Origin of the sequence: Rhizobium sp. 1399 (genome assembly GCF_031455475.1) — a bacterium.
Taxonomy (GTDB): Bacteria; Pseudomonadota; Alphaproteobacteria; order Rhizobiales; family Rhizobiaceae; genus Rhizobium.
The window spans coordinates 1-23,703 of sequence record NZ_JAVDSU010000012.1 but is presented as its reverse complement, the minus strand read 5'-3'; the positions used below and the strand labels follow the sequence as shown (position 1 = coordinate 23,703).

The window sequence follows — 23,703 nt, the reverse complement described above, 5'->3', positions numbered from 1 at the left end:
GTTTGCCCGCCGCGACTGATGCGGCCACTCAGGCTGCGACGGCTGCCTTGCGGCGGTCGCGGACGGCCTTGGCGAGATCCTCGAGCACCTCGACCGACGTATCCCAGCCGATGCAGCCGTCGGTGATGGACTGGCCGTAGACGAGCGGCTTTCCGGGGACGAGATCCTGGCGGCCGGCGACGAGGTTGCTCTCGATCATCATGCCCTTGATGTGGTGGTTGCCGGCAAGAATCTGGCCGGCGACATCATGGACGACCTTCGGCTGGTTCATCGGATCCTTGTTGCTGTTCGCGTGGCTGGCATCGATCAGCATGCGCGGGTCGACGCCGAGCTTGACGGCTTCGGCGATGACAGCCTGCACGTCAGCTGCCTCATAGTTCGGCCGTTTGCCGCCACGCAGGATGATGTGGCAGTCCTCGTTGCCGCGCGTGGAGGCAATCGCTGCCTGTCCATCCTTGGTGACCGCCGGGAAATGGTGCGGCTGGGAGGCCGCCATGATCGCGTCGAGCGCGATGCGCGCGCTGCCATCTGTGCCATTCTTGAAGCCGATCGGGCAGGAGAGACCCGAGGCGAGCTGGCGATGGATCTGGCTTTCGGTCGTGCGCGCGCCGATGGCGCCGTAGCTGACGAGATCGGCGATATATTGCGGCGTGATCGTATCGAGGAATTCGCAGCCGGCCGGCAGGCCCATGGCGTTGATGTCGAGCAGCAGGCGGCGCGCGAGGCGCAGGCCTTCCTCGATCCGGTAGCTGCCATCCAGATGCGGGTCGTTCATCAGGCCCTTCCAGCCGACGGTGGTGCGGGGCTTTTCGAAATAGACGCGCATGACGATTTCGAGATCGCCGGAAAGACGTCGTCGCTGCTCGACGAGACGGCCGGCATATTCGCGGGCAGCCGCCGGATCATGGATCGAACAGGGGCCGATGATGACCAGCTGGCGGTCGTCCTGACCGGTGAGGATATTGTGGATCGTGTCGCGCGTGCTGGTCACGGTCTTGGTAACAGCGGCGTCACGCGGAATTTCCGAGATGATATCGGCAGGTTTGGTCAGCGGGGTGATCTCGACGATGCGCAGATCATCAATAGTGTCAGTCACGGTATGCTCTCCTGTTGGTCATACCGTGGCGGAACAAAAAAGCCGCCAGGTTGACTAGCGGCTGTTCGGGTTGTCGTCGCGTTAGTTTCGGTTACGCACAGACCCGCATCCGCTGGAAGCAGCGGTACGAATAAAATCGCGATGCGTAAACGGACGAAATCGACATGCGGCTTATGTAGCCATGCCGATCGGAATTGTCACGTAGAATCTGTGAGGAAAAACGACAGATCCGTGAAGTTTTCAGCGGCTCTCCGCCATTGCCTGTCCGTGGGCCTGTCCCTGGGCCTCTTCCGGTTCTGCCGCCTCGGCATGTCTGTTCTTGTGGCGGCGTGTCGTCAGCTCCTCGCCGGCATTGGCGGGCAGGCGCAGGAAAGTGATGCAGGCAAGTGCTGATATCGCCGCTACGATGAAGAAAGCGATATGAAAATCCGAGACCAAAAGCTTGCCGCCGTGGAAGCTCGAGGAGATTTCCAGGATCGTGCCGGCTACCGCAACGCCCATGGCCATGGAGATGCGCTGCGCCACCGCGTTGATGGCAGTCGCCTGGCTGCTGTCGGCCTCGTCCACATCGCCGAAGACCATGGCATTGACGCCCGAAAAGGCCATGGAGCGGAGGAGGCCGCCGACAAGAAGACAGCCCATGATGACATACATCGGCGTTTCGGCAGTGAAGAAGCCATTCACGCCGAGGAAGATTGCCGCGAGGAAGGTCGTCAGCGCGATGACGTTGCGGAAGCCGAAGGCGTTATAGGTGCGGTTGGCCGCAAATTTCGAGCCCATGGAGCCAAGAGCGCTGATGAAGGTGATCGAGCCTGACTGCAGCGGCGTCAGGCCGAAGCCGAGCTGCAGCATCAGCGGCATCAGGAAGGGCAGCGCGCCCAGGCCCATGCGGAAATTCGAGGCGCCGAGGATTGCCGCCCGGAACATCGGGTAACGAAACATCTTGGGGTCGAGCAGCGGATGCGGCGTGCGCCTGGCATGCACGAAATAGAGGATGCCGGAGAGGACGCCGACGGCGACAGTGACATAGCCGTAGATGACGGGAACGGCGGGCAGGCTGATGACGGAGAGGCCGAATACGAAACCGGCAAAGCCGATACCCGACAGGAAGAAGCCCGGAAAATCCATCGGCTTCGGGCTGCGCGGCTCGACGGCCGGCAGGAAACGGGTGACGAGGACGATGCCGATAATGCCGATCGGCACATTGATCCAGAAGATCCAGTGCCAGCTGAGATATGTCGTCAGGAAGCCGCCGATCGGCGGGCCCATGATCGGGCCGATCAGCGCCGGAATGGTCAGCCATGCCATGGCATTCACCAGTTGGTGACGTGGCGTGCCACGCACCAAGAGCAATCGCCCGACCGGCGTCATCATCGAGCCGCCGGCACCCTGGATGAGGCGGGAGATAACGAAGGCGGCGATGGAATTGGAGAATGCGCAGGCGACCGAGCCAACCATGAAAACGAAGATCGCCAGGCGGAAGATGTTGCGTGCGCCGAAGCGGTCCGACATCCAGCCGCTGATCGGGATGAAGATTGCGAGCGCCACGAGGTAGCTCGTTACCGCAAGTTTCAGCGCGATCGGCGAGGTGCCTATATCGGCAGCAATCGCCGGCAGGCTGGTGGCGATCACGGTCGAATCCATCTGTTCCATGAACAGGGCGACCGCAAGGATCATCGGCGTTAGACGGGACACGGGCAACCGGAAGGCAATGAGAGAGGATTCGGCGCCAGCGGCGTCGGGTCTCGTTCTAGGCCAGCATTTTCAGCCTGTCCACGAAATGAATGTCGCATGCAGCTTGCCGCCATGCCGTTTCCGCGCCATAGATCACCCGTCAGGTGCCCGCTTTCACAAGCGGGAGAATCGGGAATCCGGTGCAAGACCGGAACGTGCCCAACGCTGTAAGGCCGACGCTTGCCGCATAGAATGCCACTGGCCGCAAGGCCGGGAAGGTAGCGGTCAAGCGGATGACGCCAAGTCAGAAGACCGGCCTGGCAAGATAGACCCAACCCGCGCGGACGGCGGGCGGTTGCGTTGTTGGGGATTTGACGATGCGACCCATTGATGATGCCGTTTGCCCGGCATCCAGCTTTTCTGCGGCCGAACGCGAGGCCGTCTATCACGCGATCATGACGCGGCGTGACGTGCGCAGCCAGTTCCTGCCCGATCCCTTGCCGGATGATCTGGTGACGCGTCTTTTGACCGCCGCGCATCACGCGCCCTCGGTCGGCTTCATGCAGCCGTGGAATTTCATTCTGGTGAAGAGCGTCGAGGTAAGGGCGCGGGTACGCGATGCCTTCCTTAGGGCGAATGAAGAAGCGGCCCGCATGTTCGACGGCGAGCGGCAGGAGCAATACCGTTCGCTGAAGCTCGAAGGCATTGTCCAGGCGCCGCTCGGCATCTGCGTGACCTGCGATCCAACCCGCAGCGGCAGCGTGGTGCTGGGGCGCACGCATAATCCGCGTATGGACAGCTATTCCACCGTCTGCGCCATCCAGAACCTGTGGCTTGCTGCTCGCGCCGAAGGGGTGGGCATCGGCTGGGTCAGCATTTTTCGCGAGGGTGACCTGAAGGAGATCCTCGGCATTCCCGATCACATCGAGATGGTCGCCTGGCTCTGCGCCGGCTTCGTCGACCGGCTCTATGATAAGCCGGAACTGGCGGTCAAAGGCTGGCGGCAGCGGATGGCGCTGGAAGAGCTGGTTTTCCATGACGGCTGGGGGCAGGTGGAAAGCGAGGCCGCGCCGGTCTGAGCCGGCGCGGGTGTGCATCATTCTGCCGGCTGGGTGCCGCAATCCTCGGCGCAGGCCGGCGTCTTCCAATGGGCGAAGACGAGGAAGCTTGCGGCGGCGAGAAGCCAGACACCAATCGCGCCATAGAGCATGACGCCACCGAAGCCTGCGACCAGCGCATCATGCACCGTCCCGGCCGGAATGTCTGGCAGGGAGGCAATGTTGCCGGCGGAGATCCGTTCGGCGAGCAGGCGCAGGTCGCCGGCATCCGTCGAGGTTGGCAAGGTGCTCTTGAGGTGGGAGAGCACGCCGCTGAACAGGATGAAGCCCATGACGGCGATGTTGATGGCGAGCGAGATCATCCGGGCGCTCATGTCGATGCCGGAAGCCATGCCGGCGCGATCGCTGGAGACAGCGCCTGTCGTCGTATTGGTGACCGGAGTGTTGGTGAAGCCAAGCCCGATGCCGGCAAGCAGCGCGCCAGGCAGCATCGTCAGCCAGCTTGGCGCGGCGGCGGCACTGCCTGATTTCATCAGCAGGAAGCCGAGCCCGATGGTGAAAAGGCCGCCGGGAATGATGATGCCCGGCCGATAGCGCAGCATGAGCCGTTCGGCGAGCGGCGGTACGACGAGCGTCGGCAGCGTATAGGCAAGCAGCGCCAGACCCGCGGCCACACTGCCATAACCGAGACCGGCTTCATACCAGATCGGCAGATAGATCATGAAGGGCCAGAAGCTGATATTCATGGCAGCCGAGCCGATGATGGCGCCCGAGAAGGCGCGGATGCCGAAGACCGAGGCATCGAACATCGGTCGCGGGTTCAGCCTCTCGGCGAAGATGAAGGCGACGAGGCTTGCCGCGGAAAGTCCGATAATGGCAAGCGCGGTAGGGCTGGCAAAGCCGAGAGCCGGACCCTGGGTGATGAAGAAAGCGAGGCAGAAGACCGCCAGCGAAAGGGTGGCGATGCCGGCGATATCGAGCCGTCCTGCAGCGGGGTCACGCGATTCCTCAACGCCCGTTACGGCAAGGGCCACCGTCACGGCAGCCAGCACGGCATGGATGAGGAAGACCCATTGCCAGCCGGCGGCTGCTACGATCGCAACGCCTATGATCGGGCCAAAGCCGAGGCCGATGCCGAAGATGATGCCCCACCAGCCGAAGGCCATGCTGCGGGCTCTGCCCTCCGGGAATTGATGGGAGAGGACGGCCACCTGGCAGATCAGCATCACGCCGCCGCTCATGCCCTGCAGAAAGCGAGCAACGATTAGCAGCGAAACATCCTGAGCAAGGCCGGCAATCAGCGAGGTGAGGTCAAAGGCGGCAATGCCGATCAGGAAGACGCGCTTGCGGCCGTAGCGATCGGCTAATGTGCCTGCTGCCATCAGCACCGTCGTCACGGCGATCGTATAGGCATTCATGATCCATTGCAGCGCGCTGAAATCGGCATGCAGCACCTTTTCCAGCGTCGGCAGGATTGCCGGTACGCTCGATATTTCAAGGCCGAACATCAGTGAGGAGAGGCAGGCCGCCATCAGGGCGACGATGCCTCTGATACGTGAGGATGGAGGGGAGGCAGGGGTCATGCTTTGGCCTTTCGACGTTGAGACTTGCAAGGGTGACATCCGTTGTCGTCCATTTGCGTCAGCATAAGCAGAGCTTGATCATTACAGAATTGGATGATTGAGTATTTCAGACACAACAATTTCGGATAGATCCAATGACCATGCTCGATGTCGATTCCGTTCAGGCTTTCGTGACGATCGCCGAGAACAAGAGCTTCACCCGCGCCGCCAATGAGCTCGGCAGCACGCAAGGGGCGATCAGCGTCAAGCTCAAACGGCTGGAGGAGCGGCTCGGCCATCGGCTGATCGAACGCACGCCGCGGCTGGTGCGGCTTTCGGCACAGGGGGCGGTATTTCTTGATGCCGCACGGGAATTCCTCGCTGCCCATGACCGGGCGATCGCGGCACTTTCCTCGTCGCGCCGTCATTTCAGGCTGGGCATTGCGGCCCATGTCGCCGGACCGGAAGTACCGACGCTGCTTGCGCGCCTCAATGCCCATGACCCGGGGTTGACGATCGAGGTGCGGCTCGACAATTCCTGCGAGTTGCTCGCCGCCTTCGATCGCGGCGACCTGGATGCGGCGATCGTCCGTCGGGATGAGGACCGGCGCGATGGCGAGGTTCTGGCACCAGAGCATTTCGGCTGGTTTGCAACGCCGCAATTCGAATATCGCCACGGCGAACCGCTGCGTCTTGCAGCACTGTCGCCCAACTGCAAGGTGCGGGATGTCTGCACCCGAGCGCTCGATGCGGCGGGCATTCCCTGGGCGGAAGTCTTCCTCGGCGGAGGCTCTTCGGCTGTGACAGCAGCCGTTTCAGCCGGGCTTGCCGTCTCGACCTTCTCCCATCGTCTGGCGCCTGTCGGCACGATCGAGGTCAGCGAGCGCTTCGGCCTGCCGGCGCTGCCATCCTCCGAGGTCGTGCTGCATTCGACACTGACGGATGCCAAGTCGCGTGCGGCGCTGCGCACACTGGCGGCAGCCTTCCGGGAGCACCGCTCGTCAAACTGAAGATGCGATTTTGATTGCCGATATCGTGGTTATTGCTGTTGTTGGGGCTGCGGGCCTGATGTCGCCGGATTGGTGAGATCGATCTTGCCCTGATCGCCGGCCAGGAATTGCGGGCCAACCTGGCGCACCTTGTTGCTGGCGGGGTCGTAGGGACGATCCGGCACCTGCGCCTGCGGGGCGGGCGGGGCGCTCGCAGCCTTCGGTGCTTCCATATGGATCGTGGTGATCGAACCCTTCGGCTCAGGCGCCGGCGCATAGGCTGCCTGGCTCTTGCGCATTTCCTCGTAATAGGCGGTCAGATTGCAGGAGCAGGCGGATTTTTCGCCGGGTGCGCGGGTCTTGTAGGCGAAGGCATTCTTCATCGCGCCATAGGGGGCGCCCGTTGCCGTCGAGATCATGTTCGAGGCTTCGGCGCTGGAGATGTCGCGGTAATAGAGCTCCGTCTCCACACCAGGGCACATCTTGGCGCAGGTCGCGGCATCGCGGCCGAAATCGACCGAGGTTGCATTATTGCTGATCGGGAAGAAGCCACCGTCGCAGGTGCGTACGCAGATGGTGCTGACGGGCGAGAGCATTTCCGCCCGCGGCAGGCCGTAACGCTCGCCGCCGCCAAGCGGAATGAAGGTGTCGCCGCGCATGGCCTGCTCCTCGATGGAAGGAGCCGGAGCATAGGCATCACCCTGCGCAGGTTCGCTAAAGCTGTCGCTGTTGCAGCCATTGTCTTCGAGTGCCGCCATCAGCCCCTCGCGGGCCGGATCGGCGCCACCCTGGCGCAACTCGTTGCGGCGATCCTGCAGGTAGCGGATATTGTCCACCATCTTGGCTTCGGACTGCTCAAGCTCCTCACAGAAGCCGGCATTTTCGCCGCCGACGACGACCATGCTGCCCGACGTGCAGCCGTAGCGGCGCAGATCGCCGCGCACCTTGCGCAATTCCAGGTTCTGTTCGGCAAGCGCGCCCGCATATTGGCGCATCTCGGCACCATTCGTGCCGATCGATTGCGGCAGATCGGCAAGACGCCCGCGCAGATCCTCGCAGATCGCATTGGTCTCAGCGGCTGCCGGAACCGCAAATGCCAGAAAGAAGAGGAGAGACAGGTTTCGGCGCTTCACGACGTCGTCCCGGAATGAGAAAGTATCTATCGGTCAATTGCGGCTTCAACCGACCGCGCTTTGTCTTAACGTATTTCCCTTAATAAGCTCGAAGTAATTCCTAGCGCATTTTTGCGATCTTATCCAGCAAGCCCTATGCTTCCACTCCCATCTCTCCCGCAGCTACGCGGGAGCCCGCTGATATCTAAACGGCTGATATGACAGGAATTTCCGACGAGATTCGTTCTCTCTCAACGACACCGGTAAAACCGGAACCCCGACACGGCCTTCACGTTTTCGTGGACGGTTGTTATGAGCCCGGTACGCGGCAGGGCGGGTGGGCCTTCGTCGCCTACCGCGATGGCGTGGAAATCGCGTCCGGTTTCGGCGGCGTAGAAGATTCCGCCAACAATGCGATGGAACTGACTGCAGTGCTTGAGGCGGCAATCTGGATCAGCCGCACAGCAGAGGGCGTGGCAGCGGTCATCTGGTCCGATTCCGTCTACGCCGTAGACGGCTGCAACAGCTGGCGTCCTATCTGGAGGAACAATGGCTGGAAGAAAAGCAACCCAGGTGGCAAGGCCAGAAACCGGGCGATCTCGGATGCGGAACTCTGGAAAGCCGTCGATATCGCGCTATCCCAGAATCCATTGATAGCGATTGCCTGGTGCAAGGGCCATTCCGGCATTGAAGGTAACGAACGCGCCGACGAGCTGTCGGATCAGGGACGCCGATCCATACGGCGTGCCTGATATGCCGGAAGCCAACGGCCGTCGCTTCGCAGACGGCCGCAGCGCGGCTTACGCCGGCTGCGATGCCTCGACAACAGCAAGTGCTGCCATGTTGACCACACCGCGAGACGTAACCGACGGCGCCAGGATATGGGCCGGCATTGCGGTACCGAGCAGGATCGGGCCGACATGCAGGCCGTCGGTCATTGACTTGACGACACCGAGCGTGATGTTGGCCGCATCGAGGTTCGGGAAGACCAGCAGGTTGGCTTCGTCATGCAGCGTCGTGTGCGGCATGACGCGGCGGCGCAGCTCCTCAGAGATCGCGCTTTCGCCGTGCATTTCGCCGTCGACTTCGAGATCGGGAGCCGCTTCACGCACCAGCTGCAGCGCATTGCGCATCTTGGTGGCGCTTTCGGATTCGCGCGAACCGAAGTTCGAATGCGAGACGAGGGCGGCGCGCGGGGTGATGCCGAAGCGCTTGATTTCCTCGGCTGCCAGCACTGTCGCCTCGGCGATTTCCTCGGCCGTCGGATTGAAGGTCACATAGGTGTCGGTGAAGAAGGTCGCGCCGCGCTGCGAAATCAACAGGCTGAGCGCAGAGAAATCGCGCACGTTCGGACGCTTGCCGATGATCTGACGCACGTCGCGCAGATGCTTCTCGTAACGCCCTTCGAGGCCGCAGATCAGGGCATCGGCTTCACCACGCTTCAGCGCCAGCGCACCGATGACTGTCGTGTTGGTACGAACGATGGTGCGCGCTGCCTCCGGTATGACGCCGCTACGTCCGACCAGCTGCAGATAGAGATCGACATATTCGCGGAAGCGCGGATCGTCCTCGGGGTTGATGACCTCGAAATCCGACAGAGGGCGGATGCGCAGACCGTAGCGCTTCAGGCGTGTTTCGATGACCTGCGGGCGGCCGATGATGATCGGCTCGGCAATGCCTTCTTCGATCAGAACCTGAGCGGCGCGCAGCACGCGCTCGTCTTCACCTTCCGAGAAGACGACGCGCTTGCGCTCAGCCGTCTTTGCCGCCGTGAAGATCGGCTTCATGATGAAGCCGGAGCGGAAGACGAAGCGGTTCAGATGGTCGAGATAGACATCGAAATCGGTGATCGGCCGGCGGGCGACGCCGCTTTCGGCAGCAGCCTTTGCGACGGCAGGCGCGATGCGCAGGATGAGGCGCGGGTCGAAGGGCGAGGGGATGAGATAGTCGGGGCCGAAGACCGGGGTTTCACCGGAATAGGCGCGGGCAGCAACGTCCGACGGCTCCTCGCGGGCGAGGGCCGCGATGGCGCGCACGGCCGCCATCTTCATTTCCTCGTTGATCGTCTCGGCGCCACAGTCCAGCGCACCCCTGAAAATATAGGGGAAGCAGAGGACGTTGTTGACCTGGTTCGGGAAGTCGGAGCGGCCGGTACAGATCATCGCGTCCGGACGCGCTGCGCGGGCGAGATCAGGCATGATTTCCGGCGTCGGGTTGGCAAGCGCCATGATCAGCGGCTTGTCGGCCATCTGCGCCAGCAGCTCCGGCTTCAGGACGCCGGCAGCGGACAGGCCGAGGAAGACGTCGGCGCCGCCGATATTTTCGGCAAGCGTGCGCGTGTCGCTCTTCTGGGCGTAGATCGCCTTCCACTCGTCCATCAGCTCGACGCGGCCTTCATAGACGAGGCCTTCGAGATCGTGGACCCAGATGTTTTCGCGCTTCGCGCCGAGCGTCACCAGCAGGTTGAGACAGGCAAGCGCTGCCGCACCGGCGCCTGACGCAACGATCTTGACCTCTTCGATCTTCTTGCCGGCGAGTTCCAGGCCGTTGAGGATGGCGGCGGCGACGATGATTGCGGTGCCGTGCTGGTCATCGTGGAAGACCGGGATCTTCATCTTTTCGCGCAGCTGCTTCTCGATGCGGAAGCATTCCGGGGCCTTGATGTCTTCAAGGTTGATGCCGCCAAAGGTCGGCTCGAGCGAAGCGACGGTAGCGACCATCTGATCGACATCTGGCGCATCCACTTCGATATCGAAGACGTCGATGCCGGCAAATTTCTTGAAGAGGACAGCCTTGCCTTCCATGACCGGCTTGGAGGCGAGCGGGCCGATGTTGCCAAGGCCGAGCACGGCGGTGCCGTTGGAAATGACGGCAACGAGATTGGCGCGGGACGTATAGTCGGCGGCCTGCTCCGGATTGTCACGGATAGCGAGGCAGGGAGCGGCGACACCCGGAGAATAGGCGAGCGCCAGATCGCGCTGGTTGCCGAGCGGCTTGGTCGCCTGGATTTCCAGCTTGCCGGGGCGTGGATAGCGGTGGAAGAAAAGCGCCTGCTCGTCGAGGCTACCGCCCGTCAAATTCTTTTCCGATTTGGATTTTTCCTGGTGATCCATCGCCGCCTCCAGCGTTGTTCGAAGTCTTTTGAAGACTCCTCCATACATCAATCGACCGGTCGGAACAGTACGGAAATAGCCGCAGCTGAACTTTTTGACCTGATGGTAACGGGGAGCTGACATTGGCCGGTGGATTGAAAGGCTTGCCGGCCTTTCCTGCGGTTTGTCATCTTCCTGATACACGAGTCTGATTTTGGAAGACCAGACGAAGAACGATGGGACACGAGCGGAAAGGCTTGTGACAGACATGATGGAACCTCGGCGCTTCCGCACCCTCTTCATTTCCGATGTGCATCTCGGCTCGAAAGCCGCCAAGGCGGATTTCCTGCTGGATTTCCTGAAATACCACGAGGCAGACACGATCTACCTCGTCGGAGATATCGTCGATGGCTGGCGCCTGAAGCGCAGCTGGTACTGGCCGCAAGTCTGCAACGACGTGGTCCAGAAGCTTTTGCGCAAGGCGCGCAAGGGTACGCGCGTCGTCTATATTCCCGGCAATCACGACGAATTCCTGCGCGCCTTTCCGGGCATGCATTTCGGCGGCATCGAGGTCGTCGAGCGCATCATCCATGACGGCGCCGACGGTAAGAAGTACCTGATCCTGCATGGCGACGAATTTGACGTCGTCGTGCGCAACGCTCGTCTGCTCGCCTATCTCGGCGACTGGGCCTACGACACGGCGATCCGCATCAACATCGTGCTCGCAGCGGTCCGCCGCCGCCTTGGCATGCCCTACTGGTCCTTCTCGGCCTGGGCCAAGCTGCAGGTAAAACACGCCGTCAATTTCATCGGCGAGTTCCAGCGGGTGGTTGCCGAGGAAGCCCGCAAGAGCGGCGCCGACGGCGTCATCTGTGGCCATATCCATCACGCCGTGATCGAGGATATGGACGGCATCCGCTACATCAATACCGGCGACTGGGTCGAAAGCTGCACGGCGATCGTCGAGCATGAAGACGGCAGGTTCGAACTCATCACCTGGCGTGCGCTCACCAGCAACGTGCCGGCACTGACATCGGTCGAATTGCTGGAAGAGGGCGATCTTGCCCCGCAGGCTGCCTGAATAATGTGTGCGTACCGCATCGGCGGTCTCCGCCGATGCATCATGAATTTAGCCGTTGCCGTCTGGTGACAGGCCCTATTTATTTTTTTAAATCGTTTCGATTTATATCCGTATCGTTTCGATCGGGCTATTTCTCGCCATAGTCGTGTTTGATGGGATGTGTTAGGCAACGCACAGTTTCCTTCAGGTCCACTATGATTCCCGCACAAAATCCCTCGACGGGTGAGGGAGCGCCGCCGCGTTTCCGGCTGCTCAGCGCGCTTTGTTACAGCGCGCCGCTGCTGGTCAACGGTATCGTCCTGCCCTTCTTCCCCGTCTGGCTTGCGACTCACCAGTTCAACGATCATCAGATCGGCACGATCCTCGCCGTGCCGATGGTGGTGCGCGTTCTCGTGGCGCCGATCGTCGCGGTCTTTGCCGACCGCATGCAGGAGCGGGCGCATGTGCTCCTATGGTCGGGCATCCTCTCGCTGCTGACGGCCATCGCGCTCTACTGGACGAGCAATTTCTGGCCGGTGCTGATCGTCTTTGCGCTCCAGGGCGCGACCTTTGCCCCTTATGTGCCTGTCGTCGAATCGATCGTGATTTCGGGTGTGCGCCGCTGGGGGCTCGATTACGGCTCCATGCGCGTCTGGGGCTCGATCGCTTTCATTATTTCGACGCTCACCGGCGGCGAACTGGTCGGGCGTTGGGGTGGCGGCATGGTGCTGCCCGTGATGATCTTCGGCTTCGTGCTGACGATTACGATGGCGGTCTTCTGTCCCCGTATCGGGCCGACACGGCGGCGCGGCCAGCCGATCAATCTTCCGGCGACCACAGGCAGCGGGCTGCGCGAGCCGCATCTGCTGCTTTTGCTGCTCGGCGTTTCGATCCAGCAGTCAAGTCATGCGCTCCTCAACGCCTTTTCCTCGATCTACTGGCATCAACTCGGCTTTTCGGGCACCGAAGTCGGCATGCTCTGGAGTGCCGGTGTGGCCTCTGAGGTCACGGTGTTCTTCCTGTCGCGGCGCCTCAACCGCCGCTTCAATGCCTGGACGCTGATCCGCTTCGGCTGTGCCGTCAGCATCTGCCGCTGGGTGTTCTTCCCGACGGAGACGAGCTTTATCGGTTTCTTCATGCTGCAATGCCTGCACGGCTTCACCTATGCCTTCGTGCATACCGGCGTGCAACGGCGCATCGTAGCCACCGTTCAGGAGACGCAGGAAGCCTCGGCCCAGGGCGCCTATTTCTTCTATATCGGCATGGCCTCGGGCCTGATGACGATCGCCTCGGGTTATATCTATTCCGCGCTCGGCCTCGACAGCTATTATGTCATGGCCTGTGTCGCCGCCTTCGGGCTCGCCCTCGTCATCATCGCCTATTATCTTCAGCCCCAGAGGCTGGCTTCCGGCGGAAATACGAGAGAGCCGGCATAGTTGAGACCCGGCTCGCGGTCGCGGGCTAGGAGCAGCGGGCCGTCGAGGTCGACGAAATCGGCATCCTGCGCCAAAAGCACGGCAGGCGCCATCGCCAGCGATGTGCCGACCATGCAGCCGATCATGATCGAGAAGCCAAGCCGTTGTGCTTCTTCCTTCATTTCCAGCGCTTCCGTTAGGCCACCGGTTTTATCGAGCTTGATGTTGATCGCGTCGTAACGATCGGCAAGGCTAGCAAGGTCGCCGGTGTGGTGGACGCTTTCATCGGCGCAGATGAGCACATGGCGGGCAATCTCGGCCAGCATGTCGTCGCGTCCGGCCGGCAGCGGCTGCTCTACCAGCGCGATATTGGCTTCGGCAGCAATGCGCAGATGATGTTCCAGCCGGTCTTCCGGCCAGCCTTCATTGGCATCGAGAATGATGGCGGAATCGGGCGCGGCGGCGCGCACCGCCCGAATGCGGCTCTCGTCGTCGCCGGTGCCGACCTTGACCTTCAGGAGCGGGCGCTGCGCATGCTCGCGGGCCTGGGCCGCCATGACATCGGGTTCGCCGAGCGAGATCGTATAGGCCGTGGTCAGCGGCTTCAGCTTGCGCAGATCGAGCCGGAAAGCGACGCTTTTGCCCGTGAGCTTGGCTTCGAGATCCCACAGCGCACAATCGACAGCGTTGCGGGCTGCTCCCGGCGGCATGGCTTGCAGCAACCCGGCCCGCGAAATGCCGTCCTCGATCAGCGGGCGGGCCGCTTCGATCTGGGCCATGACGCTTTCCATCGTCTCGCCGTAGCGGCGATAGGGCACACATTCGCCCAAACCCCTGGCACCTCCCTCCGTCAGCGTGCAGGTGATCACGTCCGCCGAGGTCTTTGCCCCGCGCGCGATGGTGAAAGTTCCCGCAATCGGGAACGAATTCATCTGGATATCAAGATGGCGCGGCATATTTGCTCTCCTGCGAGCATGGAAATTGCGCGTTGCTTCTGTATATTAACGCGCCGGGCGGCGAATATATGTTCGCGAGTCGGGACTGTCGCTGCAAGCATTGAAAGACACAAGTATTTTGAAGTCCGAGAAACGCAACGCCGCCTCGCTGCATGTGGACGACCGAGCCGGGGGCTCGGGCCAGCTTGTGCATCTTGAAGGCAATTGGCGGAGCGCCAACATCCATCTCGTCCTGCAGGATTTCGAGAAATTGTCGCGCAACAATAGCGGCGACCTGACGCTCGATCTCTCCGATGTCACCGATATCGACACAGCCGGCATCTGGTTGCTTTGCCGACTAAAGAAACAGCAGGAAGAGGCGGGGCGACCGGTTCATTTCGAGGGCACGAACGAGCATATCGACGAGCTGATCGCCACCTTCTCCAAGGAGCCTGAAAAGCAGGAACCCGAGCAGAAGGAGAAGCTCTCGATCGTCGAGCGCATCCTCGCACCGATCGGGCGGATGACCCTCGATGTCTGGGACAATGTCGCCGCCTCCATGTATATCCTCGGTTCGGCGGTGCGCGGCGCGCAGATGAAATTCGGCCGCGGCAGCGGCGTTTCGCCGGCCTCGATCGTCAACCAGATCGACCATATGGGCGTGCGCGCCGTTCCGATCATCCTGCTGATGTCCTTCCTGATCGGCGCGATCATCGCGCAGCAGGGTGCCTTCCAGCTTCGCTATTTCGGTGCGGAAATCTTCGTCGTCGACCTCGTCGGCATCCTCCAGCTTCGTGAAATCGGCGTGCTTCTGACCGCTATCATGATCGCCGGCCGATCGGGCAGCGCGATCACCGCCGAGATCGGCTCCATGAAGATGCGAGAAGAGGTCGACGCGCTGAAGGTGATGGGCCTCAACCCGATCGGCGTGCTGATCTTCCCGCGGCTGGTGGCGCTGACCGTTGCGCTGCCGCTCCTGACCGTGATTGCCAACTTTGCTTCGCTGGCGGGTGCCGCTGCCGTCGCCTATCTTTATTCCGGCATTACATTTGCAACCTTCCTGTCGCGCCTGCATGAGGCCGTAACGCTTTCGACCATATTGGCCGGCATGATCAAGGCGCCGTTCATGGCGCTCGTCATTGGGATTGTCGCAGCTGTCGAGGGCCTGAAGGTCGGCGGCAGTGCCGAATCGCTCGGCCAGCATGTGACGGCCTCTGTCGTGAAGGCGATTTTCGTCGTCATCCTGATGGACGGGCTTTTTGCGATGTTCTATGCAGCGATCGATTTCTGACATGGCGGACGACGTGGATCAGCAACCGATCGAGGCGGGTAAGAACGAGGACCGTAACGGCAACGGAGACCGCGACATCGTGCTGTCGGCGCGCGATGTGACAGTGGCTTTCGGTCCCAAAGTGGTTCTCGACAAGCTGAATCTCGATATTTACCGCGGTGAAATCCTCGGCTTCGTCGGCGCTTCGGGCACCGGCAAATCGGTGCTGATGCGCACGGTGCTGCGCCTGCTGCCGCGCCGGGCCGGCACTATCAAGATCCTGGGCCAGGATTTCGACGAGCTGAATGAGCAGGAACGCAATGCACTCGACATGCGACTCGGCGTGCTGTTCCAGCAGGGGGCGCTCTTCTCCTCGCTGACGGTAAAGGAGAATATCCAGGTGCCGATGCGCGAATATCTGGATCTGCCTGTTACGCTGATGGATGAACTGGCGCATCTGAAGATCCGCATGGTGGGGCTCGCGGCCGACGCTGCCGACAAATATCCGTCGGAGCTATCAGGCGGCATGATCAAGCGCGCGGCCCTTGCCCGTGCGCTGGCGCTCGATCCCGAACTCGTCTTTCTCGACGAGCCTACATCGGGCCTCGATCCCATTGGTGCTGCGGAATTCGACGAGCTGATCGCCAATCTGCGCGATAGCCTGGGGTTAACCGTCTATATGGTGACCCACGACCTCGACAGCCTGTTTTCGGTCTGCGACCGTATTGCCGTGCTTGGAAAGAAGCGGGTAATGGTGGAAGGAACGATCGACGACATGCTGGCCTACGACGATCCGTGGGTTCAGGCCTACTTCAAGGGCAAGCGCGCGCGTTCGATCGTGCCGCAGGACGACGCGCCGGCGGCCCGGGCGCAGCATGACAGCGGGAAGTGACCGGAGACGATGGAAACCAAAGCCAATTACACGATCGTCGGTTTTTTCACCGTTCTGGTGATCGCAGCCGCATTCGGCTTCGTTTACTGGATGGCCGAATATGGCCGCAGCGGGCCGATGGCCGAGCTGATCGTGCGCATTCCGGGCTCTGCCAACGGCCTCAGCGTCGGTTCGCCTGTTCGATTCAACGGCATCCAGGTCGGCTCGGTGCAGACACTCTCCATCGATGCCGACGATCCGCAATATTCGCTGGCTTTTACCGAAGTGCGCTCGGACGCGCCGATCTATCCGTCCACCAAGGCAGCCCTTGAAATCCAGGGCCTGACCGGTGCTGCCTATATCGAGCTTTCTGGCGGCCGCAAGGAAGACAAGAACATTCTCCAGCAGGCGCTGGAAAGCGGCAAACGCGCCGTCATCGTCGCCGACCAGTCGAGCGTCACCAACCTGCTCGCAACCGCCGACAAGATCCTCGACCGAGCCAATGATGCCGTCGGCGACGTGCAGGGCTTCGTGCGCGATGCGCGCGGGCCGCTGACCAAGACCCTGCAGAATGCAGAAACCTTCTCGGATGCGCTCGCCAAGAATTCCGGCAATATCGACAGCTTCCTGCAGAGCGTCGGCGATCTCTCCAATACGGTGCGCAACGTCTCGGGCCGGGTGGACTCGACGCTTGCGGCTGTCGAGGACCTTGTAAAGGCGGTCGATGCCAAAAAGATCAATACGATCCTGAGCAATGCCGAGAAGGTGAGCCGCGATGTGGCCGATGCCTCCGGCGATCTGAAGAGCTTGGTTGCCAAAGTCGACCAGACGGTGACGACCTACAACGAATTCGGCAAGAAGGCGCAGGTGACGCTCGATCGTGTCGATACGCTGGTCGCCGCCATCGACGCCAACAAGGTGAAGGGTTCGGTCGACGATATCGCCCAGGCGACCAAGGATGCACGCGCCGCTGTCGCGTCGATCCGCGATGTCACCGATACCGTCAGAGACCGCAAGAAAGACATCGACCAGACGATCCAGGACGTCCAGCAGATGGCGAACAAGTTAAACTCGGCTTCGACGCGCGTCGACGGCATCCTCATCAAGGTCGATGCGCTGCTCGGCTCCGACAATACGAATTCGCTGTTTACCGAGGCGCGCGCGACGCTCGAATCCTTCAAGAAGGTCGCCGACAACGTCAATACGCGTATCGGGCCGATTGCCGACAATCTGCAGCGGTTCTCGGGCAGTGGCCTGAGTGACGTGCAGACGCTGGTCAACGAGCTGCGCGGCACGGCGAACAACCTCAACAATGCCATCAGCAATTTCGACCAGAATCCGCAGCGGATCATTTTCGGCGGGCCGACGGTCAAGCAATATGACGGGCGCACGCGGCGCTAAACAGAGGTCAGGGGTAGCGTAATATGGGTCTATCGCATGTGATGTCGCGCCGTTCCTGGATCCGTGGAACGGCGATTATTTTGCCGCTGACGGCAGCGCTTCTTGCAGGCTGCGGAACGACGGCGAAGAACGACACCTATGATCTCTCGGCAGCTACGGTCGATGGCACCGGTCCCTCGGCCAAGAGCAAGCAGATCCTGATTGCCGATCCGACGGCATTGAAGGCGCTGAACAGCGACCAGATCGTCATCCGCGTTTCGCCCTCGGAAATTCAGTATCTGTCACGCTCGCAGTGGAGCGATACGCTGCCGCGCATGGTGCAGTCGAAACTCGTCCAGGCCTTCGAGAATTCCGGAAAGCTCGGCGGCGTCGGAAAGCCGGGGCAGGGACTGGCGATAGACTATCAGCTCGTAACCGACATCCGCTCCTTCGAGATCGACGCAGCGTCTGGCAACAAGGCTGTGGTGGAGATTTCCGCCAAGATCCTCAACGATCGAAACGGCACAGTGCGTGCCCAGCAGGTCTTCCGGGCCACTGCTCCGGCCGGCGGTGACAACGTGAGTTTCGTCAAGGGGCTAGGCCGTGCCTTTACATCGGTCACCGACCAGATTGTTGGCTGGACGCTGACATCGATCTAAGCCTTCTCTTTATAGAGATAAGGCCCGAAACCGTCAGACGGTTTCGGGCCTTATTCGTTCCTGGCTTGTCTGGACGGGTTACTTGGTCGGCTGGGCATCCGTCATCGTCGGGTTGCCGCCTGTCGCCGATGCGGTCGCGGTCGAAGCGGAGGGCAGGTAGCTGTCGAGCAGGCCGGCCATCTTGTCGTCGCGCAGGCTGGCGGTCTTTTCGCCCATGACGACGCCGACGACGCGGCGGCCGTCCTTCGCTGCGGATGTCACGACATTGTAGCCCGATGCGTCGGTGAAGCCGGTCTTGATGCCGTCGACGCCGTTGTAGCGGTACATGAGGTTGTTATGGCCGCGCAGCTTCATACCGCGAAACTGGAAGCCGCGCATCGAGAAGAGCTTGAACTCTTCGGGGAAGTCTCGCATCAGCGACACGCCGAGTGTGGCCATATCGCGTGCCGTGGTGACCTGCGCCGGATCCGGCAGGCCCGACGGGTTCTTGAAGACGGTGTCCTTCATGCCGAGCTGATGGGCCTCATCCGTCATAATCGTACCGAAGGCTTGTTCGGAGCCCCCGAGCTGTTCGGCAAGGGCCACGGCCGCATCATTGGCCGACAGCACCACGATGGCTTCGACGGCCTCCTTGACCGTGACCTTGCGGCCGGCGCCGACGGCGAGCTTGAAGGGCTCCTTGCTCTCGGCATTTTCCGACATGGTGATCTTCTGGTCCCAGGTCAGGCGTTTGTCATGCAGCGCCTGGAAGGTGAGATAGAGCGTCATCATCTTGGTCAGCGATGCCGGATAGTTCAGATCATCCTGGTTGGACGCTTCCAGAACCTGGCCGGTCTGCACGTCCACGAGGAAGCTTGCCTGGCCGGCCTCGGCCTGAATGAACACGCCCAGAAGAAATGCGGACGAGAGGGCGGCGGCCATGAGCCGGGAAGTCGTCTTGGTCATCAATGTCTACGGTCTCTGTCGTGGCAAGCAATTGGCTTGGTGATGGTCTGATGGGGGACTGCCCCGTTGGTGCATGCGGATCAGGGATGTTTGTGACGGAATGAAGGAGCTGGGGCAATAAAAAAGGGCCATCCACAGATGACCCCTTTTGTCTCACCATGTCAGACTTCCATCCGACAACTCAGTTCAACCGGCCCGCCGCGTGGGCAAGCATCGTATAGACCTTGCCAGTATCCGACGTGAGGTAGGACTGCGTAACCGTGCGGTTCGGATCGGTGCGGGCGACATCGGCGAGCAGCTTTTCGAAATCACCGATATAGCGGTCGACAGCGGTGCGGAATTCCGGCTCGCGGTCATACTTGCGCTTGATCTCGTCGAAAGTCTGCTGGCCCTTCAGCGTGTAGAGGCGGCGGGTGAAGACGTCACGCTCACCGCGCTGGTAGCGGCGCCACAGATCCACCGAGGCGTCATGGTCGATGGCGCGGGCGATATCGACCGAGAGCGAGTTCAGCGATTCAACGACATGGCGCGGGTTGCGGCTGTCATTGGCGCGCTGCGTGGGGGTCGGAGCCGGAGCGGCGGCTTCCGCTGCCGGGCGGGCCGGGGCAGCACGCGATGCTTCCTCGGTCTCTTCGCGCGAGGCGCCGCGCAGGAGATCGCTGATCCAGCCGCCGCTGGTGGCTTCCGTGCGCGGAGCTTCCTGTCGGGCCGGAGCAGGAGCGGGAGCCGGCTGGGGAGCCTGGGCGACCGGGCGCTGCGGAGCAGGGGCGGGAGCGGGTGCCGCTGTTGTTGCGGGGGCAATGGTGCCACGCAGTCCCATGGACTCGATCGACTGGCGTGCCGTCGGTGCCGGCTGCGGAGCCGGAGCCGTCGGGATCACCGGCTGGCTGACGCGCGGCGCAGGCTCGGCCTGGGCGAGGCTGCGGGCGACCGGCTCGGAGATTTCGAGACGCTGGCTGGAGCGGCCAACAATCTGCGAAATATCCTGCAACGCCTTGATCTGCTCGGCGACGGCGCGGCGCATGGCGGACGCGCTTTCCTTGGCTTCTTCCGGCAGATCGAAGGCGCCGCGCTTCAGCTCGGCGCGGGTGGCGTCGAGTTCGTTGCGGATGTCGGTTGCGGAGCGGCGGATATCTTCCGTTGCACCCGAGAAGCGGCCGACAGCGTCGTCGATCGCATCGCGGAGCGATTCGCGCAGGTGCTGCGCTGCGCTGTCGGAGGCACGGCCGGCCTCACCGAGCATGCGTTCGACTTCCGAAAGCGAAGCCGTCAGGCCGCCACGCAGGCGGTTAGTGAGGTCGCCGGAGCGGCGCTCGACATTGGCAAAGCTGGTGTCGATCGTCGCATTGGCTTCCTCGCCGGCGCGGTTGATCGCTTCGCGCATGTTGGACGCTGCTTCCTCGGCGCGCTTCTCGGTATCCGAAAGCACGCGTCCGATATCGGCAAACGAGGCCTGCACGCTCTGGCGCAATGTGCCGGTGACCTGGTTGGAGCGCTGCTCGGCGCGTTCGAAGACCGTTTCGATCATGCCGCCGAGGCCGCGCATGGTCTTTTCGATCTCGGCCGAACGCTGCACGAGGCCGGTTGCCAACGTCTGCAGGGCGGTCTCACGCTCTTCCAGGGTCGAGACAAGGCCGGACTGGGCGGCAGCGAGAAGCTGCGAGGCCTGGCCGAGAACCTTCGAATGGTCGTCGAAGCGGCCGATGATGCCGCCGACCTGAGCGAGCGTCTGGCCTGATATATCCGACAGGCGATCGACCTTGCCTTCGAGAAGGCGGGTCGAAGCCGAGACCATTTCGGCAGCTTTAGCAGCAGAGTCCGTGAAGCGCGTGGTGGTGTCGCCGAGGCGGCTGTCGACGCCGCTCAGCTGATCGGCGGCGCGCGTCATCATCATGGACATGGCGGCGCTGCTTTCCGACAGGCGCTGGACAAGGCCGTTGACGTTGTTCGTCAGGCTGTTCTCGATGGCGGCGACGGCATTGGCGACATTTTCGGCACGGGCGGCGACGGCCTCGGTGAGCGCTTCATTTTCCGCACGCAGGCGCTCGGCGCTGAGGCTTGCTGCCGCGGTGATGCGGGCTGCAGCTTCCTGGCCGGCGTCGGTGTAGCGATCGATGATCGGCCGTGCCGTCTCATCCAGGATGCGCGTCAGCTCGGTGGAGCGGCCGGCAAGCATGGAGTTCAAGTCGCGGGTGCGCTCGTCGAGCGTCGTGCGGATCGAATTGCCGCGTGCTTCCAGCGCCTTGTCGATATCTGTGAGTGTGGTGTCGATTTCGCGGGCACGCTGCTCCAGGCTGGAGCGGATGATGCTGCTGCGGGCCTCCAGCGCACGGTCGACCTCGGCCATGCTGGATGTGATCTGGCTGCCGGCATCCGTCAGCGTCGAGCGGATCGAATTGCCATGCGCTTCCAGCGTCTGGCCGGCATCGGCGAGAGCATGGTTGATGGCGCTGACCTGGCTGCTGACGATGTTTTCTGCTTCCGCCACCTTGCTGACGATGACGTTGCCGGCCTCGGAGAAGGTCTGGGCAACGGCGGCAGCCTGGCCGGCGAGGCGGCTCTGTGCCTCGGCGACGCGGTTGACGATCTGCGACGAACGCTCGTCCATGGCTTCGGCGAACTGCTGGCCGGTGCGGCTCAGCAGTTCCGAGGACTTGGTGGCTTCGCCATCCATGCCTTCGGCAGCTTCGGCGACGGCGTTGCGCAGGCTAGCAGCAAGACCAGCCGCCTTGCCTTCGATCGTGCGGTTGACGGCATCGAGACCGACGGTCAGAGCGCGGTCCATGGTGGAGAGACGCTCTTCGATGCGCGCGGTGCCGCGATCCATCATGTCGCTCAAGGCCGAGGTCCGGCCGTCGATCGACTGGGCCATGTTCGCACTGCCGCTGTCGAGCGTTTCGGCAAGATGCGCCCGGCGGCTGTCCAGAGACTGGGTGAGATTGGCGCTGTGGCTCTCGAGAGCATGCGTGAGGTTGGCGCTGCTGTTGTCAAGGGCCTGGGTGAGGTTGGCGCTGCCGGCATCCAGTGCATCCGTCAGGCTGGCGGCGCGGCCGTCGAAAGCTTCCGTCAGGCTGGCGGTGCGGCTGTCGAGTGCCTGGGTCAGGTTTGCGGCGCTGTTGCCGAGCGTTGCCGCGATGCGCTGGGCTGTGTCGTCGCCGATCGAACCCAGACGGGAGATACCGTCATCCAGAAGGCCTGAGAGATGGCTGCCTGCAGCATCGACCTTGTCGGCCACGCCGCCGACGCCGTCGGCAATACGGGCCTCGATGGCGGCAAGGCTGGCTTCGACGCGGGCGCCGGTCTCGGTGAAGCGGCCCGTGAGGTTGTCGACGGAGTGGTCGAGATGGCCGGAGAAATCGGCGGCCGAACGCGAGATCGTGTTGGCGGCTTCCTGGAAGCGGCCGGCAATCTGGCCGGCACCTTCGCGCATGCGATCCTCAAGCGACTGTGCACTCTTATCGATCGCAGCGCGGATCGCAGCTTCGCGATCTTCCAGCGACATTTCGAGCATGCCGATGCTCGTCGCAACCGACGTGCCGATCGAGGTCGCCTGTTCGGAGAGCGTGTCGTTGATGAGATTATGAGCCTCGGTCAGCGTCAGCGTGATGGCATTGGTGCGGTCGTCAAGCGTGGTGCGGATGCGGTCATGCGCGGCGGCGAGCCCGCCTTCGACGTTGCTTGCGGCATCGTTGGCGAGGGCGGCCATACGCTGCTGGGCGTCGGTGAGGCCATCCTCGATGCGGCCCGTCATGCTGCCGATGATGCCTTCCATGCGGGCGCTGCCGGCATCGAGGGCTTCGGACAGAGTGGAGGTGTGCTCGGCGAGCGCGGTTTCCAGACGTGCCTGATTATCCGTATAGGCGGCGCGGATCGCTTCCGTGCGGTCGGCAAAGGCGCCGGCAACACGCTCTTCGGCATTGGCAACGGTGTCCATAATGGAGTTGCTGCGGTTTTCGAGCGCGGATTCGAAGCGGCTCTGGCCATCGTCGAGCGAAATGGCGAGCGCCATGGTCTTTTCGTCAAGCGTATCGGACAGGCGGTCGGCGCTGTTCGTGACGGCATTGACGATGGATTCGGCGCGGCTGGTGAGTGCTTCCTCGATGCGGAACTGGCTTTCGCCGAGCGATGCGGCGATCCGGTCATGCGTGCCGGTGGCAGCATGGACGAAAGCATCAGTGCCCGCCGTCAGCGTGTCTTCCAGGCGGCTCTGGCTTTCGTTCAGCGAGATGGCAAGGGCCATTGCCTTTTCGTCGAGCGTTTCGGAGAGGCGGTCATGCGTGCCGGAGACGGCGTTGATCAACGCTTCCGAATGGGTCGAGAGCGTGTCTTCGATGCGCGACTGCGTTTCGTTCAGCGAAATGCCGAGCGCCATGGCCTTCTCGTCGAGGGTTTCAGCGAGACGGTCATGCGTGCCGGAGACGGCGTTGATCAACGCTTCCGAATGGGTCGAGAGCGTGTCTTCGATGCGCGACTGCGTTTCGTTCAGCGAGATGCCGAGCGCCATGGCCTTCTCGTCGAGGGTTTCAGCGAGACGGTCATGCGTGCCGGAGACGGCGTTGATCAACGCTTCCGAATGGGTCGAGAG

16 protein-coding genes, 1 pseudogene and 1 riboswitch are annotated in these 23,703 nt (G+C 62.2%); of the genes and pseudogenes, 9 read left to right on the top strand and 8 right to left on the bottom strand.

The window, feature by feature from the left end; genetic code table 11:
* Positions 1-28: 28 nt before the first annotated feature.
* Together J2X71_RS28850 and J2X71_RS28845 are read right to left on the bottom strand one after the other, a co-directional pair.
* Positions 29-1,096 (bottom strand): 3-deoxy-7-phosphoheptulonate synthase, encoded by a 1,068-nt coding sequence (locus J2X71_RS28850; RefSeq protein WP_310387626.1) that lies wholly within the window; start codon positions 1,094-1,096, stop codon positions 29-31.
* 240 nt (positions 1,097-1,336) lie between these two features.
* Entirely contained in the window at positions 1,337-2,773 is a 1,437-nt protein-coding gene (locus J2X71_RS28845) for an MFS transporter (RefSeq protein ID WP_405049771.1), read from the bottom strand.
* Between the two features lie 142 nt (positions 2,774-2,915).
* A riboswitch (cobalamin riboswitch) is annotated at positions 2,916-3,106 on the top strand.
* Between the two features lie 41 nt (positions 3,107-3,147).
* Here J2X71_RS28845 and bluB point away from each other — a divergent pair.
* The gene (bluB, locus tag J2X71_RS28840) at positions 3,148-3,849 is read left to right on the top strand and encodes a 5,6-dimethylbenzimidazole synthase (RefSeq protein WP_310387624.1); all 702 of its coding nucleotides are present in this window, start codon (positions 3,148-3,150) and stop codon (positions 3,847-3,849) included.
* Between the two features lie 17 nt (positions 3,850-3,866).
* On the opposite strand, the gene J2X71_RS28835 is transcribed toward bluB, so the two are convergent.
* Positions 3,867-5,411, bottom strand: coding sequence for an MFS transporter (locus J2X71_RS28835; RefSeq protein WP_310387622.1), 1,545 nt, complete (start codon positions 5,409-5,411; stop codon positions 3,867-3,869).
* A 134-nt stretch (positions 5,412-5,545) separates the two neighbouring features.
* On the opposite strand from J2X71_RS28835, the gene J2X71_RS28830 reads away from it, so the two are divergent.
* Positions 5,546-6,400, top strand: a complete 855-nt coding sequence (locus J2X71_RS28830; protein ID WP_310387621.1) for a LysR family transcriptional regulator — start codon at positions 5,546-5,548, stop codon at positions 6,398-6,400.
* Positions 6,401-6,429: 29 nt separating this feature from the next.
* On the opposite strand, the gene J2X71_RS28825 is transcribed toward J2X71_RS28830, so the two are convergent.
* A complete protein-coding gene (locus J2X71_RS28825) occupies positions 6,430-7,512 on the bottom strand; it encodes a DUF2865 domain-containing protein (RefSeq protein WP_310387619.1) in 1,083 nt (360 codons plus the stop codon).
* A 197-nt stretch (positions 7,513-7,709) separates the two neighbouring features.
* On the opposite strand from J2X71_RS28825, the gene J2X71_RS28820 reads away from it, so the two are divergent.
* The gene (locus J2X71_RS28820) at positions 7,710-8,243 is read left to right on the top strand and encodes a ribonuclease H (protein WP_310387617.1); all 534 of its coding nucleotides are present in this window, start codon (positions 7,710-7,712) and stop codon (positions 8,241-8,243) included.
* A gap of 48 nt (positions 8,244-8,291) precedes the next feature.
* Here the strand turns inward: J2X71_RS28820 and J2X71_RS28815 are convergent, their stop codons facing one another.
* Entirely contained in the window at positions 8,292-10,604 is a 2,313-nt protein-coding gene (locus J2X71_RS28815) for an NADP-dependent malic enzyme (protein WP_310387615.1), read from the bottom strand.
* Between the two features lie 247 nt (positions 10,605-10,851).
* On the opposite strand from J2X71_RS28815, the gene J2X71_RS28810 reads away from it, so the two are divergent.
* Together J2X71_RS28810 and J2X71_RS28805 are read left to right on the top strand one after the other, a co-directional pair.
* The gene (locus J2X71_RS28810) at positions 10,852-11,664 is read left to right on the top strand and encodes a UDP-2,3-diacylglucosamine diphosphatase (protein ID WP_310388001.1); all 813 of its coding nucleotides are present in this window, start codon (positions 10,852-10,854) and stop codon (positions 11,662-11,664) included.
* A gap of 194 nt (positions 11,665-11,858) precedes the next feature.
* On the top strand, positions 11,859-13,079 hold the full coding sequence (locus J2X71_RS28805) for an MFS transporter (RefSeq protein WP_310387613.1): 1,221 nt from the start codon (positions 11,859-11,861) through the stop codon (positions 13,077-13,079).
* On the opposite strand, the gene dgcA is transcribed toward J2X71_RS28805, so the two are convergent.
* Positions 13,031-14,014, bottom strand: coding sequence for an N-acetyl-D-Glu racemase DgcA (dgcA, locus tag J2X71_RS28800; protein WP_310387611.1), 984 nt, complete (start codon positions 14,012-14,014; stop codon positions 13,031-13,033). The two genes, J2X71_RS28805 and dgcA, sit on opposite strands and share 49 nt — an antisense overlap.
* A 100-nt stretch (positions 14,015-14,114) precedes the next feature.
* Between dgcA and J2X71_RS28795 the strand changes: the two genes are divergently transcribed.
* The 4 genes from J2X71_RS28795 to J2X71_RS28780 are packed head-to-tail and all read left to right on the top strand — an operon-like array spanning position 14,115 to position 18,173.
* Positions 14,115-15,284 carry an MlaE family lipid ABC transporter permease subunit gene (locus tag J2X71_RS28795; protein ID WP_310387609.1) on the top strand — a complete coding sequence of 390 codons (1,170 nt, stop codon included), beginning with the start codon at positions 14,115-14,117 and terminating at the stop codon, positions 15,282-15,284.
* Between the two features lies 1 nt (position 15,285).
* Positions 15,286-16,155: an ABC transporter ATP-binding protein gene (locus J2X71_RS28790; protein ID WP_310387606.1), complete on the top strand. Its 870-nt coding sequence runs from the start codon at positions 15,286-15,288 to the stop codon at positions 16,153-16,155.
* 9 nt (positions 16,156-16,164) lie between these two features.
* Positions 16,165-17,535, top strand: coding sequence for an MlaD family protein (locus tag J2X71_RS28785; protein ID WP_310387604.1), 1,371 nt, complete (start codon positions 16,165-16,167; stop codon positions 17,533-17,535).
* Between the two features lie 23 nt (positions 17,536-17,558).
* Positions 17,559-18,173 (top strand): ABC-type transport auxiliary lipoprotein family protein, encoded by a 615-nt coding sequence (locus J2X71_RS28780; RefSeq protein ID WP_007826825.1) that lies wholly within the window; start codon positions 17,559-17,561, stop codon positions 18,171-18,173.
* A gap of 78 nt (positions 18,174-18,251) precedes the next feature.
* On the opposite strand, the gene J2X71_RS28775 is transcribed toward J2X71_RS28780, so the two are convergent.
* Together J2X71_RS28775 and J2X71_RS28770 are read right to left on the bottom strand one after the other, a co-directional pair.
* The gene (locus J2X71_RS28775; protein WP_310387600.1) at positions 18,252-19,118 is read right to left on the bottom strand and encodes a D-alanyl-D-alanine carboxypeptidase family protein; all 867 of its coding nucleotides are present in this window, start codon (positions 19,116-19,118) and stop codon (positions 18,252-18,254) included.
* Positions 19,119-19,299: 181 nt separating this feature from the next.
* Positions 19,300-23,703: pseudogene (locus J2X71_RS28770) on the bottom strand (hypothetical protein); the annotation flags it as partial.